The sequence below is a fragment of the Pseudomonas hydrolytica genome (assembly GCF_021495345.1).
GTDB lineage: Bacteria > Pseudomonadota > Gammaproteobacteria > Pseudomonadales > Pseudomonadaceae > Aquipseudomonas > Aquipseudomonas hydrolytica.
Genome location: NZ_CP099397.1, coordinates 211,540 through 226,493, shown reverse-complemented (window position 1 = coordinate 226,493; position 14,954 = coordinate 211,540). Strand labels below are relative to the sequence as shown.

Here is a 14,954-nt window from a genome sequence, read left to right as displayed (position 1 = left end):
CATGTCGGCTGGTTCTCTCTAGAAAGCGCCTCAGAAGGCGGCAAGCATGTCGTCGAACAACTGGTTGGCGGTGCTGATCACCTTCATGTTGGCCTGGTAGGCCTGCTGGTAGGTCATCAGGTTGACCGCCTCCTCGTCCAGGCTCACGGCGCTGACGCTGTCACGCTGCGACTGGGCCTGCTGGGTCACGGCGGTGGCGGATTTGAGGTCGGCCTGGTTCTGCCGGCTGTCGCTGGCCACCTGGCCGAGCAGGCCGGCGTAGGCGTCGTTGAGGGTGACCTGGCTGCCGTTCAGGGTGATGGTCTGGTTCTTCAGGCCGAGCAGATCGAGCAGCACCTCGTTGTTGCCGCTCTCGCCGGCGGCCGAGGAGAACGCCAGTTGCTCGGCGGTCAAGGGCTCGACACGCAGCAGGGCAGTGGTGCTGTTGGGGTCGTAGGCGAACAGCGGCTGACCGGGGTTGCCGGCCAGGTCGAAGCCGGTGGCCAGCACGTCGTTGACCATCTGCGCCAGCTGGCTGGCCATGTCGTGCAGGGCCTGCTGGTTCGGCCGCAGGCTGGCGTACTCGACGTCATGCAGACCACCGAAGGCGCCGCCGAAGCCGTCCTGGCGCAGCGGGAAACTGGTGCCGGCGAAGGCCAGGCTGACGTCCTGCTCGCCGCTTGCGGTCATCGCCACCTTGAGCTGGCCGGCGGTGGGCCCGGCCACCAGCGGCTGACCGTTGGCCAGGGCGACGCTGACCGAGCCGTCCGGGGTCTCGTTGACGCGCAGCTTGGCGAACTGGCTGAGCTGGCCGATCAGGCTCTCGCGGTGATCGCGCAGCGCAGTGCTGTCGCCCTTGACCGACTCGGTCTCGACGATCTTCTTGTTGAGCAGGGCGATGTTCTCGGTCAGGCCGTTGATCTCGTTGGCCATGGCACTGCGCTGCTCCTGCAGCGCCTTGATCTGCGCGTCGATGTTGCTGTTCAGGCCGTTGAAACGCTGCGCCAGGTTGCCGGCCTCGCTGATGATCTGCTGACGCAGGGCGATGGAGCCCGGCGTGGCGCTGGCCTCGCTCAGGGCGGCGAAGAACTGGTCGAGGCCGGCGCTGATGCTCGAACCGCTGCCGGACATCAGCGCTTCCAGCGCGGTCAGATACTGCTGCGACGCGCTGTAGAAGCTCTGCTCGGTGGTGGCGCGCCACAGCTGCTGGTTGTGGAAGTCGTTGGTCATGCGGCGGATGCTGATGACCTCGACGCCGCCGCCGACGCTCAGTCCGCCCTGTCCGGCCAGCGACCCGGTGATGGTCTGCAGGCGGCTGAAACCGGGGGTGTTGACGTTGGCGATGTTCTGCCCGGTGCTGGCCAGGGCGACCTGGCTGGCACGCACGCCGCTGTAGGCGATCTGGTTGAGGATGGTCACGGCTTAGGACTCCTGACGCTCGAAGCGCACCGGCTGAGCGAAGGCCGCCAGACGCGGCGCACGGGCGTCGTCGGCAGCGGATTGGGCTGTTACTGAGGACAGGGCGACGGAATCGGCGGCGGACTTAAATTCGCCGCGCACCAGCGCCTGCTTACCGGCGACGGCGCCGAGCAGCAGGCCGCTGTCGGCGCTCAGGGCGCTGGCCAGCTGCTGGCGGGTCTGTGCGCTGAGCGGACCGTTTGCCTGGGCATCGCGCGCGGGCGCGGGCGCCGCCTCGGTCTTGGCCAGGTCGCCGAGAATCTTGCGCGTGTAGTCGCGGGTTTCCTGGAAGGGAATACGCTCGATCCAGGCGCCGGTGGCGATCTCGCCGCGGCGCGGGTCGCCGTGCACCTTGAGCCATTCGTCGACGCGGCCGGGGCCGGCGTTATAAGCCGCCAGCGCCAGGGCCTGGTGCCCGTCGTAGCGCTGCAGCATCTTGTCCAGGTAGGCGCTGCCGAGGCGCCTGTTGTAGTCGGCATCGCTGGTCAGGCGGGCTTCGCTGAACGGCAGGCCGAGTTCGGCGGCCATCTCCCGTGCGGTGTCCGGCATCAGCTGCATCAGGCCGCGCGCGCCCTTGGGCGACACGGCATCGACGCGGCCGGCCGACTCCTGCTGGATGACCCGTTCGACCAGGGCGAGAAAGCCCGCCGAACCCTTGTCCCAGACCTGGCCGAGGCTGTCCACGCCACGTTGCCAGGTGCTGCGCAGCGGCTCCAGCAGGCTGCTGGAAGAGCGCTGCGGCAGTTCCGCCGAACGGGCGGCAGCTGCGGCCGCTTCCAGGTCAGGTGCGCTATCCCCACCACCGGACAGCTGCTTGACCAGCATGTCGGCGATGCCGGTCTGCTTGCGCCCGGCCAGGGTCTCGGCCAGCACCTCGTCGTAGAAGTCGCGCATGGTGTCCAGCTCGCGGCTGCGCATCGGATTGCCTTCGGCGAGCACGTCGCTGGCCTTGCGCATCTGCTTGAGGATCTGCTGCAAAAACAGCGCCTCGAACTGCTCGGCGGCGGCGTGCAGCTGCTGCTCGCGAGCGTTGCCGATGCCATCGGCGGCGCCGCGGTGGCTGTTCATGTGTTGGGCGAGGGAAACGATGCTCATGGCTCAGATCACGATCAGTTCGGCATTGAGGGCACCGGCCTGCTCCAGCGCCTGGAGGATGCTCATGACATCGTCCGGGGTGGCGCCGAGGCTGTTCACGGTGCTGATGATGCTGTCCAGGCTGGCGCCGTCGGGCCACTTGAACATGGCGTTCTTGTCCTGGCTGACGGCGACGTCGGAGCGCGGTACCACAGTGGTCTCGCCACGGCCGAAGGCATTGGGCTGGCTGACCTGGGGGTTCTCGCTGATGGTCACGGTGAGGGTGCCGTGGGCCACGGCGGCAGCCTTGACGCGCACGCCCTGGCCGACCACCACGGTGCCGGTGCGGCTGTTGAACACCACCTTGGGCCGCTCGCGGCCTTCTTCCACCTCCAGCCCCTCGAGCATGGCCATAAAGCCGATGCGCTGGGTGCTGGTGATGGGTGCGCGGATGGCGATCTTGGTGGCGTTGAGCGCGCTGGCGGTGCCGCTGCCGAAGCGGCCGTTGACCGCCTCGACCACCTTGGCAGCGGTCTGGAAGCTAGGCTGGCGCAGGTTGAGCATGACCTCGGCGCGCTCGCTGAAGTCGCTGGGGATCATCCGCTCCACGGTGGCGCCGTTGGGCACGCGGCCGCTGTTGGCCGAGTTGATCGCCACGCTGGAGCCGCTCTGGCCGCTGGCGTTGAGGCCGCCGACCACCAGCGCGCCCTGGGCCAGGGCATAGATCTCGCCGTCGACGCCGTGCAGCGGGGTCAGCAGCAGCTGGCCGCCGCGCAGGCTCTTGGCATCGCCAAGCGAGGAGACGGTGACGTCCACCGTCTGCCCCGGGCTGTAGGACGGCGGGATTTCCGCGGTAACGGTCACCGCGGCGACATTCTTCAGTTTGGGATCGACGTTCGGCGGCAGGTTGATGCCGAACTGCTTGATCATGTTGGCCACCGACTGGCTGGTGAACTTCACCTGGTTCTTGTCGCCGGTACCGTCGAGGCCGACCACCAGGCCGTAGCCGATCAGCTGGTTGCCGCGGATGCCTTCGATGTCCACCAGGTCCATCAGCGGCACGGCCTTGGTCGACAGCGGCCAGCTCAGCAGCAGGAAGACGAGGGAGCGTTTGAACATGAGCGGGCCTCAGAGCGGAAAGATCGGGTGGGTGAAGAAGCGCGTCAGCCAGCCCGCCGAGTTGCTGTCGTTGAGCACGCCGCGGCCGGCATAGGAGATGCGCGCGTTGGCCACGTTCTGCGAGGACACCTGGTTGCTGCGGTTGATGTCGTCGACCCGCACCAGGCCGACCAGGCGGATGTACTCGTCGCCCTGGTTCAGACGCAGGGCCTTCTCGCCCTTGATCAGCAGGGTGCCGTTGGGCAGCACCTGATGCACGGTCACCGCGATGGAGCCGCGTAGGGTGTTCTGTTGCGAACTGCGCGCCGAGCCCTTGAAGTCGCGCTCGGCCTCGGCGGAGCTTTCCAGCTGGTCGTACTGCTTGCCCAGCACGGTGGGAATGCCCACGGAAACACCGGAACTCTTGCCGAAGCTGGTGCCGGCGCTCTTGCTCGACTGGGTGGATTCGTCCAGCACCACGGTGAGGATGTCGCCGACCCGCACCGCGCGCTTGTCGCCGACCAGCGAGCCGCTGTAGCCGCTGCGGAACAGGCCGCCGCTGGTGGTGGGCGGCTGGCTGTAGTCCAGCGCCAGCGGCTCGTAGTGGCTGGAGTCCTCGTCGGGCAGCATCTCGTTGAAGCTGGCGCAGCCACCCAGGGTCAGCAGCAGGGCAAGCGGGATCAGGCGCTTCATGGCGGTCACACGGTCTGGTTGAGGAACTGCTGCATGCCGGACGCGGCGTCCAGCACCTTGGCGTTGGCCTCGTAGGCGCGCTGGATGGCGATCATGTTGACCATGGCCTCGACCACCTGCACGTTGGAGCCTTCCAGCACACCCTGCTTGAGGTTGCCCAGGCCGTCCTCGCCCGGCGTGCCTTCCACCGGCTCGCCGCTGGCCACGGTCTCGCGGTAGAGGTTGCCGCCGAGGGCTTCCAGGCCGCCCGGGTTGGCGAAGTTGGCCAGGGTGATCTGGCCCAGTTCCACCGGCAGGGTCTCGCCGGCCATGACCGCGGTGACGATACCGTCGCTGCCCACGGTGAAGCGGCTGCTGCCGGCCGGCACTTCGATGCCCGGCACCAGCGGCAGACCCTGGGCGTTGACGATCACGCCCTCGGCATTGAGCTGGAACTGGCCGCTCTCGGTGTAGTAGATGTCGCCGTTGGGCGCCTCCACCTGGAAGAAGCCGTTGCCGATGATGGCCAGGTCCATCGGCTGGCCGGTGGTTTGGATGCTGCCCTCGGTGAACACCTTCTGCGTGCCGGCCACGCGTACGCCGCTGCCGAGCTGAATGCCCGACGGCACGGTGTTGACCTGATCGGCCTGGGCACCGGGCTGCAGCTCGATGGCGTAGAACAGGTCCTCGAACACCACGCGGTCGCTCTTGAAGCCGGTGGTGTTGACGTTGGCCAGGTTGTTGGCCACGGCGCTCATGGCCTTGTCCTGGGCGGCCAGGCCGGTCTTGCTGACCCAAAGGGCGGAACTCATGTGCATTACCTCGTTTGTCTGTAGCCCGGATGCAATCCGGGGAAATGTTCCCGGATTGCATCCGGGCTACGCGTCGTGTCCTGTGCCCCGTAGGGTGGGCAGGGCGGCGGTCCGCTTCCGTGGGTAGGGTGGGCTTTAGCCCACCATTGCAGAGCACGCCGGTGGGCTGAAGCCCACCCTACGGTCCTACGGTGCTACGAGCCGCGAATCATCCGGTTGCCGGCCTCGGACAGGTCCTCGGCGGCCTTCATCATCTTCACCTGGGTCTCGAACAGGCGGTTCAGGCTCATGGTCGCCACCAGCTGATCGATGGCGCCGACGTTGCTCGCCTCCAGATAGCCGGAAACCAGTACCGGCGCTTCCATATCTTCGGCCGGCTGGCCGTCGCTGCGCGCCAGCAGACCGCTGGCGTCCTTGATCAGGTCGCCGGCTGCGACGTCGACCACGCGGATGCGATCGACCTCGGCGGTGAGGAAGTCGCCGCGCGGGATCACCGACACCGTGCCGTCGCGGCCGATATGCAGGCTGTCGTACTCGGGCAGCACGATGGGCCCGCCCTCGCCCAGCACGGCGCGGCCATTCAGGGTCAGGCGCAGGTCGGCATCGACCTGCAGCGCGCCGTTGCGCGTGTAGCGCTCGGCGCCGTCGTCACCCTCGACGGCGAACAGGCCCTGGCCCTGAATCGCCACGTCGAGATCACGTCCGGTGGCCATCAGCGCGCCGGGCGCCAGGCTCACGCCGTTGTTCTTCACCTGAGCCAGGTGCCGGCTGTCGTAGCCGTAGCCTTCCACGGCCACGGCCTGGGCCTGTTCCAGGTCGGCGCGAAAGCCCGGGGTATTGACGTTGGCCAGGTTGTTGGCGCGCACCGTGAGCGAACTCATGGTGCGGCTGGCGGCGGTCATTGCGGTGTAGCCGAGACGGTCCATGGGTCAGCCTCAGATCGCGCCGAACAGCACTTGGGTGAGTTCCTTGTTGGTGGTCAGCACCTTGGTGTTGGCCTGGTAGTTGCGCTGGCCCTCCATCAGGCCGACCAGCTGCTGGGTCAGGTCGACGTTGGAGTTCTCCAGCGAACCAGCCACCAGCTCGCCGAACGGGCCGACGCCGGGCACGCCGATCAGCGCCGCGCCGGACTCGGCGCTTTCCACCCAGGCCGTGCCGCTGACGTTCTTCAGGCCACCGGCGTTGGCGAAGGTGGCCAGCGCCACCTGGCCCTGCAGCATGCGCTGGCCGTTGCTGTAGTTGGCGTAGACCATGCCGTCCTTCTCCACCGACAGGCCGGTCTGCTCGCCGGCCGCGTAGCCGCTGGCGCGGTTGCTGGTGACGACGAAGTCGGAGCCGTACTGGCTGGAGTTGCTGTAGTCGATGGCGATGTTCATCGGATCGACGCCCGGCAGCGGGAAGCCGACGGCCACCGGGCCGACCGGCGCGGTGAGGCTGCCGTTGGTGCCGAAGGTCAGCGCCTGCGGGCCACCGACGGCGGCGCCGTCGGCGTAGTAGTGGGCTTCCCAGGCGTTGTCGCCGGTCTTGACGAAGTACTGGGTCAGGGTGTGTTCCTTGCCCTGGGAGTCGAACACCTTGGTGGTGTAGGTGGAGTTGTAGGTGTTGACGTCCGCCGGATCGAACGGCGCAGCGGTCGGCACGCTCTGGTTGGAATCCAGGTTCATGACGAAGGCCAGGCTGTCGGTGGCGCGCGCCGGCAGGTTGGCGTTCTGCAGCTGCAGGTCGCCCATGGCGCCGACCAGCAGGTTGCCGGCGGCATCCACCGGATAGCCCTGCAGCTTCAGGCCGGCGGCGTTGACGATGTAGTTGTCCTTGTCGGCACCGAACACGCCGGCGCGGGTGTAGCTGACGTCACCGTTGCTGCCGCGGGTGACGAAGAAGCCGCCGCCGGAGATGGCCAGGTCCAGGCTGCGCCCGGTGGTCACCAGGGAGCCGCCCTGGCTGATGCTCTGGGTGGTGGCCAGCACTTCCACACCCATCGCTTGGCTGTCGGCATAGATGCTGCCGAACTCGGTGCGCGACGACTTGAAGCCGGTGGTGCCGGCGTTGGCGATGTTGTGGCTGATGGTGTTGAGCTGTTCGTTGACGGCACTGAGGCCGGTCATGGCGATGTTGAAACTCATGGCGACTGGACCTTTGAAAACAATGGAAAGAAAGGATCAGAGCAGACCGGCGGTCTGCGTCTGGCCGAATTCGGTGATGTTGTAGAAAGGCACCGAGCCGATGCCGACGATCTCCAGCACCGGGCCTTCGGCGCTGACGCGCACCTGGGTGACGCGGCCGGCCACCTCGACCTTGGGGTACTCGCCGCTGTCGCTCTGCACCTCGACCTTGTAGCTGCCCGGCGCCAGGCCCAGGGCCTTGGGGTCCAGCTCGAAGGGCACGCGTCCCGGCGCCTGGGAGCCGAGGGCGATCTCCTTCTTCACGCCGTTGCTGTCGGTGACCACCAGGGTCAGCTTGCCGGCGGCATGCTCGAGGTTGACCTCGCCCCTGACCTTGTCCGCGCCCAGCTCCAGCTTCTCGGTGGCCACCTTGACCTCCTGGCCGACCAGGCCGGCGGCGGTGAGGGTCTGCAGGTTGTCCAGCAGCACCAGGTTGCTCTTGCTCAGCGAGGCCATGTTCTCCAGGCTTTTGACCTGACTCATGGCGGCGAACTGGTTGAGGAACTCGGTGCTGTCCACCGGTTTGGTCGGGTCCTGGTTCTGGATCTGCGCGACCATCAGGGTGAGGAAGTTGTTTTCCAGCTGGGTCGCGTCGCTGACGTTGACCGCCTGCTTGACCGCCTCGTCGATGCCGTAGACGGGGTTGTTCTGGCTGTTGTTGCTGACCGCGGTCATCAGGATTCTCCGAGCTTGAGCAGGCCCTGCTGCATGCTTTTCAGGCGATTGAGCACTTCCACGCTGGTCTCGAAGCTGCGGGTGGCCGACATCATGTCGGTCATTTCCTCGATCTGGTCGATGTCGGCGTAGAACACGTAGCCCTGGTCGTCGGCCAGGGGATTGTCCGGCTCGTAGCGGCGCACCGGTTCGCGACCGGCGGTGACCACGTCGAGCACCTGCACATGGGCGCCGCCCATGCCCACGCCGCGGGTCAGCTGATCGTTGTTGTAGACGGCGGCGAACACCGGCTTGCGCGCCTGGTACACGTCCTCGGCCTTGGCCGCCGCCGAGTCGGCGTTGGCCAGGTTGCTGGCCACGGTGTTGAGGCGCACGGTCTGCGCGTTCATCGACGAACCGGCGATGCGGTAGATGGAGTCGAAAGCCATGCTCAACGCCCCTCGATGGCCTGTTTCAGGCCGCGAAATTTCATGCTGAGAAAGGTCAGGCTGGTCTGGAAGTCCATGGCGTTCTTGGAGAACGCGGCCTGCTCCACACTCAGCTCGACGCTGTTGCCGTCCTGCGACGGCTGGGTCGGCACGCGGTACTTGAGCTCCGCGCTGCTGGCGGCGAAACGCTGCTGCGGGTCGAGCCGCTGCATCTCGCCGGCGAAGTCGATGTCGCGGGCGAGAAAGCCCGGGGTGTCCTCGTTGGCCAGGTTGGCCGCGAGAATCTCGCTGCGCTGCATGCGCAGTTCGAGGGCGCGGCCATGCAGGCCCACCACGTCATCAATCCGTATACTCATTCACCGGTACCCTTAACCCAAGGTTGTGCTGCAGTGCCTTGAGCACAAAGCGTGCCCAACCCTCAAGAGAGCATCAGGCCTTTGATTTATAAGGATTTTCTCGGATCTCACGGCGCTCTTCGCGTCGCCCTGCTTCCGCATCGGCGCAGCCGGGAGCGGAAAAGCGGAAAGGTTTTTTCCGCCTGCGCGCTGGAGCTCTTCCTCTTCGCCCTGCTGCCATCGGCCGTCGTGCGTGCCGAGGTGGAGGCCGCCGGCCAGATCGACCAGGCGATTGCCGCGCACATGCAGCAGCAGCTCGCCGCCGAGGCCAAACGACAGGCCTGGCAGGGCATGCGCCACAACCTCGGCATCACGCTGCTGAGCAGCGCCGAGCAGCTGCCGGCCTGCAGCCAGGCACTGGAGCTGACGGTCGCCAGCGACGACCCGTCGCCCCTGGCGCGTCAGCGCCTGCAGCTGCGCTGCGCCGACACGCCGGGCTGGACCCGGGTGGCGCTGGTGCAGGCCAGCGTGTTCGTGTCCGCGGTGCATGCCGCACGGGTGATCGAACGCGGCCAGACCATCGCCGCCGAGCAGGTGCAGCTGCAGGAAGTGAATGTCGGCAGAAGCTCACGCGGCTTCTACAGCAGCCTCGACGAGGTGGTTGGCCAGGGCGCCAAGCGCCGCATCCGCGCCGGCGCGCTGATCGCCCCGAGCCTGCTGAGCGCACCGCTGCTGGTGCGCCGCGGCCAGCAGGTGACCATCGTCGCCAGCCAGGACGGCATTTCCGCCTCGGCCACCGGCGAGGCGTTGGGCAACGGTCGCGAGGGCGAGGTGATCCGCGTGCGAAACCTCGGCAGCCAGAAGGTGATCGAGGCGCAGGTGGTGGAAGAAGGCGTGGTGACCAGCACCTTCAGGTAGGGTGCGCCGCGCGCACCAACGCGCCGGTTGTAGGGCGGGGGCAACTCGCCACCGTCATCAGGCGGGTTTCACCCGCCCTACGCCCAGCCCTCCAGACGCATGGTGGCGCGCACCAGGCGCTGCTCTTCCTGCTCGATCTCCTGCAGGTTGTCGCGGATGCTGTGGATATGGTCGCGCGCGGCGCGCTGCGCCTGTTCCGGCAGGCGCTCGATCACCGCGTGATACAGGCGCGAGTGCTGGCGGTCGATCTGCCGCTTCTGCGCCGGGCGGTGGTAGAGGTTGTTCACCGAGGCGAACACGGTGCTGAGCATCAGGTCGGTCAGCGACTGCAGGGTGTGCACCAGCACCGGGTTGTGCGAGGCCTCGCAGATGGCCAGGTGGAAGGCGTGGTCGAGGCGCGCATGCTCGCGCGGGTCCACCGGATTTTCCTGCGCATGGGCCGCCAGCATCTCTTCATAACGCCGCGTCAACAGCACGAAATCCGCCTCGGTGCCGCGCAGCGCGGCCAGGCGCGCCGACTCGCCTTCGAGCAGGCCGCGCACCTCCAGCAGGTCATAAAGGGTGCGCGGCTGCGAGTTGAACAGGTGCATCAGCGGGCTGGCGTCGCGCTCGCCGCTGAGCTTGGCCACGCGTGAATCGCGGCCCTGCGCGGTCTCGATGATGCCGCGCCCGCGCAGCACCTTGAGCCCTTCACGCAGCGCCGAACGGGAGATGCCCAGCTTCTCGCACAGGCGCCGCTCCGAGGGCAGCGGCTGGCCCACCTTGAGCACGCCATCGACGATCAGCCGCTCGATACGCTCGGCCACCACGTCACTCACCTGGCGCCGTGCGGCGCCCTGTTTCGCATCCATCTCAGCCCTCCTCGCAACTGGTCGTACCAGTTTTCGCAGCTCTATTCACTTGAGCTCAAAGCCTGCGCTCAGGCCAGCAAGCATAAGTCTTTTATCCGAGACGAGGTGAAAGACTGACGAAAGAAACTGGTCATACCAGCATGGGCAAAGATGGACGCAGGAAGCCAGGCGGCCTAAACATGCGGCCCAAGGTCGCGGCATGACCGCCAACAAGAACAACGTCCACGAACGAGCCTGCCATGAGCATTCTGTACGACGAGCGCATCGACGGTGCGCTACCCAAGGTCGACAAGGCCGCGCTGCTGGCCGAGTTGCACCAGCGCCTGCCCGACCTCGATATCCTGCATACCCAGGAAGACCTCAAGCCCTACGAGTGCGACGGCCTGTCCGCCTATCGCACCACGCCCATGCTGGTGGTGCTGCCCGAGCGCATCGAGCAGGTGCAGCAACTGCTGCAGATCTGCCATGCCCGCGGCGTGCCGGTGGTGGCGCGCGGCGCCGGCACCGGTCTGTCCGGCGGCGCGCTGCCGCTGGAGCAGGGCATCCTGCTGGTGATGGCGCGCTTCAACCAGATTCTCGAGATCAACCGCGAAGGCCGCTTCGCCCGCGTCCAGCCCGGCGTGCGCAACCTGGCGATCTCCCAGGCCGCGGCGCCCTTCGACCTCTATTACGCGCCGGACCCCTCGTCGCAGATCGCCTGCTCCATCGGCGGCAACGTCGCCGAAAACGCCGGCGGCGTGCACTGCCTGAAGTACGGCCTGACCGTGCACAACCTGCTCAAGGTGGAGATTCTCACCGTCGAGGGCGAGTTCATGACCCTCGGCAGCGACGCCCTGGACGCGCCGGGTTTCGACCTGCTGGCGCTGTTCACCGGCTCCGAGGGCATGCTCGGCATCGTTACCGAGGTGACGGTCAAGCTGCTGCCCAAGCCGCAGGTGGCCAAGGTGCTGCTGGCCGCCTTCGACTCGGTGGAAAAGGCCGGTCGCGCGGTCGGTGACATCATCGCCGCCGGCATCATCCCCGGCGGCCTGGAAATGATGGACAACCTGGCCATTCGCGCCGCCGAAGATTTCATTCACGCCGGTTACCCGGTGGAAGCCGAAGCCATCCTGCTCTGCGAGCTGGACGGCGTGGAAGCCGACGTGGCCGACGACTGCGAGCGGGTGCGCGCGGTGCTGACGAAGGCCGGCGCCACCGAAGTGCGCCAGGCGCGCGACGAGGCCGAACGGGTGAAGTTCTGGGCCGGGCGCAAGAACGCCTTCCCCGCGGTCGGGCGCATCTCGCCGGACTACTACTGCATGGACGGCACCATCCCGCGCCGCGAGCTGCCGGGCGTGCTGCGCGGCATCGCCGAATTGTCCGCCGAATACGGCCTGCGCGTGGCCAACGTGTTCCACGCCGGCGACGGCAACATGCACCCCTTGATCCTCTTCGATGCCAACGTGCCCGGCGAGCTGGAGCGCGCCGAAGCCATCGGCGGCAAGATCCTCGAACTCTGCGTCAAGGTCGGCGGCAGCATCACCGGCGAGCACGGCGTGGGCCGCGAGAAGATCAACCAGATGTGCGCGCAGTTCAACAGCGACGAAATCACCCTGTTCCATGCGGTGAAGGCGGCGTTCGACCCGGCCGGCCTGCTCAACCCGGGCAAGAACATCCCCACCCTGCACCGCTGCGCCGAGTTCGGCGCCATGCACGTGCACCACGGCCAACTGCCCTTCCCGGAACTGGAGCGCTTCTGATGCAGCAGGATTTCGACGCCAGCGCCGCGCTGCTGGAACAGGTCAACCACGCGCTGAACAGCGCCACGCCGCTACGCATCCAGGGCAGCGGCAGCAAGGCCCATCTGGGTCGTGCCACCCCGGGCGAAGTGCTGGACACCCGTCAGCATCGCGGCATCGTCAGCTACGACCCCACCGAGCTGGTGCTCACCGCCCGTGCCGGGACGCCGCTGGCCGAGATCGAGTCGGCGCTGGAGGCGAACAACCAGATGCTGCCGTGCGAGCCGCCGCACCTGGGCGATGGCGCCACCCTGGGTGGCATGGTCGCCGCCGGGCTGTCCGGCCCGCGCAGGCCCTGGGCCGGTTCGGTGCGCGACCAGGTGCTCGGCACCCGCGTGATCACCGGCCAGGGCAAGCTGCTGCGCTTCGGCGGCGAGGTGATGAAGAACGTCGCCGGTTACGACCTGTCGCGCCTGATGACCGGCAGCTTCGGCTGCCTCGGCCTGCTCGCCGAGGTGTCGCTCAAGGTGCTGCCCAAACCGCGTCAGGTGCTCAGCCTGCGCCTGGTAATGGACGCTCAGCAGGCGCTGAACAAGCTCGCCGAATGGGGGCAGCAGCCGCTGCCGATCAGCGCGGCCAGCCATGACGGTGCGGCGCTGCATCTGCGCCTGGAAGGCGGCGAAGGCTCGGTTCTGGCCGCGCGCCAACGCCTGGGCGGCGAGGAGATCGACAACGCTTACTGGTATGAGCTGCGCGAGCAGCGCCTGCCGTTCTTCGCCGGCGAAGGCACGCTGTGGCGGCTGTCATTGCCGCTGAACAGCGCTCTGCTCGTCCTGCCCGGCCGCCAGCTGATCGACTGGGGCGGCGCGCAGCGCTGGCTGAAGTCCGACGCCGATGGCGAACTGATCCAGCGCGTGGCCGCCAAGCTCGGCGGCCACGCCACCTGCTTCGCCGCCGGCCAGGCGCAACCCTTCCAGCCGCTGGCGGCGCCGCTGCTGCGCTACCAGCGCCAGCTGAAGAACCAGCTCGATCCCCAGGGCATCTTCAACCCTGGCCGCCTATACGCCGAGGTATAAGACGTGCAGACCAACCTGAGTGAACAAGCCAAACGTCTGCCACGCGCCGAGGAAGCCGAGCGGGTACTGCGCTCCTGCGTGCACTGCGGCTTCTGCAATGCCACCTGCCCGACCTACCAGTTGCTCGGCGACGAGCTGGACGGTCCGCGCGGGCGCATCTACCTGATCAAGCAGATGCTCGAAGGCGGCGAAGTGACCGCCAAGACCCAGCAGCACCTGGATCGCTGCCTGACCTGTCGCAACTGCGAAACCACCTGCCCCTCCGGCGTGCAGTACCACGACCTGCTGGATATCGGCCGCGAGCTGGTCGAACTCACGGTACCGCGGCCGCCGAGCCAACGCCTGCTGCGCCAGGGCCTGCGCGCCGTGGTGCCGCGCCCGGCGCTGTTCAAGGCGCTGACCCAGACCGGTCTGGCCCTGCGCCCGCTGCTGCCGGCCGCGCTCAAGGCCAAGCTGCCGCGCGAGGTTCGTCCGGCCAAGCCGCGCCCGACGCAGCAGCATGCCCGCCGCGTGCTGATGCTCGAAGGCTGCGTGCAGCCGGGGCTGTCGCCCAACACCAACGCCGCCACCGCGCGCGTGCTGGATCGTCTGGGCATCAGCGTCACACCAATCCGCGAGGCCGGCTGCTGCGGCGCCGTGGACTACCACCTCAACGCCCAGGAAGCCGGGTTGCAACGCGCGCGGCAGAACATCGACGCCTGGTGGCCGGCCATCGAGGCCGGCGCCGAGGCCATCGTGCAGACCGCCAGCGGCTGCGGCGCCTTCGTCAAGGACTACGGCCACCTGCTCGCCAGCGACCCCGCCTATGCGAGCAAGGCGGCGCGGGTCAGCGCCCTGGCCAAGGACCTGGTCGAGGTGCTGCAAGGCGAGCCGCTGGAGCAGTTGCAGGTGCGCGCCGAGCAGCGCCTGGCCTTCCACTGCCCCTGCACCCTGCAGCATGCGCAGAAGCTCGGCGGTGCGGTGGAGGGCGTGCTGACGCGCCTCGGTTTCGGCCTCACCGCCGTGCCGGACGGCCATCTGTGCTGCGGCTCGGCCGGCACCTATTCGCTGACCCAGCCGGCGCTGTCGCGGCAGCTGCGCGACAACAAGCTCAACGCCCTGGAAAGCGGCAAACCCGACGCCATCGTCACCGCCAATATCGGCTGCCAGACCCATCTGGACGGCGCCGGACGTACGCCGGTGCGGCACTGGATCGAGATCGTCGAAGAGGCGATGGCGTGAAACCCTGAACCCTCTCCCCCAGCCCCTCTCCCATAAATGAGAGGCGGGGGGTGAACAGCCAAACACACGAGGTATGCCATGCAACACAAAGCCGTACTCAGCCAGCGCGAAGTCAGCCAGATCCTCCAGGCGGCCCGCAGCGAAGCGCAGCAACAGGGCTGGGCCGTGGCCATCGCCGTGGTCGACGACGGCGGCCACCCGCTGGCCCTGGAACGCCTCGACGGCTGCGCGCCGATCGGCGCCTATATCGCCACCGAAAAGGCGCGCAGCGCCGCCCTCGGCCGCCGCGAAACCAAGGGCTACGAGGACATGGTCAACGGCGGCCGCACCGCCTTCGTCAGCGCGCCGCTGCTGACCTCGCTGGAGGGCGGCGTGCCGCTGCTGGTGGACGGCCAGGTGATCGGCGCGGTGGGCGTGTCCGGGGTCAAGGCCGAACAGGACGCGCAGGTGGCCAGGGCGGGGATCGCAGTGCTGTAA

16 protein-coding genes are annotated in these 14,954 nt (G+C 67.7%); 5 read left to right on the top strand and 11 right to left on the bottom strand.

What is annotated here, in order from left to right:
• Positions 1-30: 30 nt before the first annotated feature.
• From flgK to flgB, 10 genes are all read right to left on the bottom strand, one after another.
• Entirely contained in the window at positions 31-1,398 is a 1,368-nt protein-coding gene (gene flgK / locus L1F06_RS01110; RefSeq protein ID WP_129483283.1) for a flagellar hook-associated protein FlgK, read from the bottom strand.
• A gap of 3 nt (positions 1,399-1,401) precedes the next feature.
• Positions 1,402-2,532 carry a lytic transglycosylase domain-containing protein gene (locus L1F06_RS01105; protein ID WP_129483282.1) on the bottom strand — a complete coding sequence of 377 codons (1,131 nt, stop codon included), beginning with the start codon at positions 2,530-2,532 and terminating at the stop codon, positions 1,402-1,404.
• A 3-nt stretch (positions 2,533-2,535) separates the two neighbouring features.
• Entirely contained in the window at positions 2,536-3,630 is a 1,095-nt protein-coding gene (locus tag L1F06_RS01100) for a flagellar basal body P-ring protein FlgI (RefSeq protein WP_129483281.1), read from the bottom strand.
• 9 nt (positions 3,631-3,639) lie between these two features.
• Complete coding sequence (gene flgH, locus L1F06_RS01095; protein ID WP_011920519.1) at positions 3,640-4,302, bottom strand: flagellar basal body L-ring protein FlgH; 663 nt, start codon at positions 4,300-4,302, stop codon at positions 3,640-3,642.
• Positions 4,303-4,307: 5 nt separating this feature from the next.
• Positions 4,308-5,093, bottom strand: coding sequence for a flagellar basal-body rod protein FlgG (flgG, locus tag L1F06_RS01090; protein WP_011920518.1), 786 nt, complete (start codon positions 5,091-5,093; stop codon positions 4,308-4,310).
• Between the two features lie 194 nt (positions 5,094-5,287).
• Positions 5,288-6,019 carry a flagellar basal body rod protein FlgF gene (locus L1F06_RS01085; protein ID WP_011920517.1) on the bottom strand — a complete coding sequence of 244 codons (732 nt, stop codon included), beginning with the start codon at positions 6,017-6,019 and terminating at the stop codon, positions 5,288-5,290.
• A gap of 9 nt (positions 6,020-6,028) precedes the next feature.
• Positions 6,029-7,216: a flagellar hook protein FlgE gene (gene flgE, locus L1F06_RS01080; protein ID WP_011920516.1), complete on the bottom strand. Its 1,188-nt coding sequence runs from the start codon at positions 7,214-7,216 to the stop codon at positions 6,029-6,031.
• Between the two features lie 36 nt (positions 7,217-7,252).
• Complete coding sequence (flgD, locus tag L1F06_RS01075) at positions 7,253-7,930, bottom strand: flagellar hook assembly protein FlgD (RefSeq protein ID WP_129483280.1); 678 nt, start codon at positions 7,928-7,930, stop codon at positions 7,253-7,255.
• Positions 7,930-8,358, bottom strand: coding sequence for a flagellar basal body rod protein FlgC (gene flgC, locus L1F06_RS01070; RefSeq protein ID WP_090435199.1), 429 nt, complete (start codon positions 8,356-8,358; stop codon positions 7,930-7,932). The genes flgD and flgC overlap by 1 nt, the downstream gene beginning before the upstream one ends.
• Before the next feature lie 2 nt (positions 8,359-8,360).
• Positions 8,361-8,714: a flagellar basal body rod protein FlgB gene (gene flgB / locus L1F06_RS01065; RefSeq protein ID WP_129483279.1), complete on the bottom strand. Its 354-nt coding sequence runs from the start codon at positions 8,712-8,714 to the stop codon at positions 8,361-8,363.
• A 228-nt stretch (positions 8,715-8,942) separates the two neighbouring features.
• Here flgB and flgA point away from each other — a divergent pair, with 228 nt between their 5' ends.
• A complete protein-coding gene (flgA, locus tag L1F06_RS01060; protein ID WP_347815294.1) occupies positions 8,943-9,611 on the top strand; it encodes a flagellar basal body P-ring formation chaperone FlgA in 669 nt (222 codons plus the stop codon).
• 77 nt (positions 9,612-9,688) lie between these two features.
• Here flgA and glcC read toward each other — a convergent pair whose 3' ends face one another.
• The gene (gene glcC / locus L1F06_RS01055; RefSeq protein ID WP_011920511.1) at positions 9,689-10,462 is read right to left on the bottom strand and encodes a transcriptional regulator GlcC; all 774 of its coding nucleotides are present in this window, start codon (positions 10,460-10,462) and stop codon (positions 9,689-9,691) included.
• A gap of 239 nt (positions 10,463-10,701) precedes the next feature.
• Between glcC and glcD the strand changes: the two genes are divergently transcribed.
• The 4 genes from glcD (at position 10,702) to L1F06_RS01035 (ending at position 14,954) form a co-directional block, all read left to right on the top strand.
• Positions 10,702-12,201 (top strand): glycolate oxidase subunit GlcD, encoded by a 1,500-nt coding sequence (gene glcD, locus L1F06_RS01050; RefSeq protein ID WP_096824957.1) that lies wholly within the window; start codon positions 10,702-10,704, stop codon positions 12,199-12,201.
• A complete protein-coding gene (gene glcE, locus L1F06_RS01045; protein WP_129483278.1) occupies positions 12,201-13,256 on the top strand; it encodes a glycolate oxidase subunit GlcE in 1,056 nt (351 codons plus the stop codon). Before glcD ends, glcE begins: the two co-directional genes overlap by 1 nt.
• A 3-nt stretch (positions 13,257-13,259) precedes the next feature.
• Positions 13,260-14,477: a glycolate oxidase subunit GlcF gene (glcF, locus tag L1F06_RS01040; protein WP_003242231.1), complete on the top strand. Its 1,218-nt coding sequence runs from the start codon at positions 13,260-13,262 to the stop codon at positions 14,475-14,477.
• A 78-nt stretch (positions 14,478-14,555) separates the two neighbouring features.
• On the top strand, positions 14,556-14,954 hold the full coding sequence (locus tag L1F06_RS01035; RefSeq protein WP_129483277.1) for a heme-binding protein: 399 nt from the start codon (positions 14,556-14,558) through the stop codon (positions 14,952-14,954).

What these genes read in the sequence shown, in the direction of transcription:
- L1F06_RS01105 (WP_129483282.1), bottom strand. Translation starts at nt 2,532, where the DNA reads ATGAGCATCGTTTCCCTCGCCCAACACATGAACAGCCACCGCGGCGCC.
- L1F06_RS01100 (WP_129483281.1), bottom strand. Translation starts at nt 3,630, where the DNA reads ATGTTCAAACGCTCCCTCGTCTTCCTGCTGCTGAGCTGGCCGCTGTCG.
- flgH (WP_011920519.1), bottom strand. Translation starts at nt 4,302, where the DNA reads ATGAAGCGCCTGATCCCGCTTGCCCTGCTGCTGACCCTGGGTGGCTGC.
- flgG (WP_011920518.1), bottom strand. Translation starts at nt 5,093, where the DNA reads ATGAGTTCCGCCCTTTGGGTCAGCAAGACCGGCCTGGCCGCCCAGGAC.
- L1F06_RS01085 (WP_011920517.1), bottom strand. Translation starts at nt 6,019, where the DNA reads ATGGACCGTCTCGGCTACACCGCAATGACCGCCGCCAGCCGCACCATG.
- flgE (WP_011920516.1), bottom strand. Translation starts at nt 7,216, where the DNA reads ATGAGTTTCAACATCGCCATGACCGGCCTCAGTGCCGTCAACGAACAG.
- flgD (WP_129483280.1), bottom strand. Translation starts at nt 7,930, where the DNA reads ATGACCGCGGTCAGCAACAACAGCCAGAACAACCCCGTCTACGGCATC.
- flgC (WP_090435199.1), bottom strand. Translation starts at nt 8,358, where the DNA reads ATGGCTTTCGACTCCATCTACCGCATCGCCGGTTCGTCGATGAACGCG.
- flgB (WP_129483279.1), bottom strand. Translation starts at nt 8,714, where the DNA reads ATGAGTATACGGATTGATGACGTGGTGGGCCTGCATGGCCGCGCCCTC.
- glcC (WP_011920511.1), bottom strand. Translation starts at nt 10,462, where the DNA reads ATGGATGCGAAACAGGGCGCCGCACGGCGCCAGGTGAGTGACGTGGTG.
- glcD (WP_096824957.1), top strand. Translation starts at nt 10,702, where the DNA reads ATGAGCATTCTGTACGACGAGCGCATCGACGGTGCGCTACCCAAGGTC.
- glcE (WP_129483278.1), top strand. Translation starts at nt 12,201, where the DNA reads ATGCAGCAGGATTTCGACGCCAGCGCCGCGCTGCTGGAACAGGTCAAC.
- L1F06_RS01035 (WP_129483277.1), top strand. Translation starts at nt 14,556, where the DNA reads ATGCAACACAAAGCCGTACTCAGCCAGCGCGAAGTCAGCCAGATCCTC.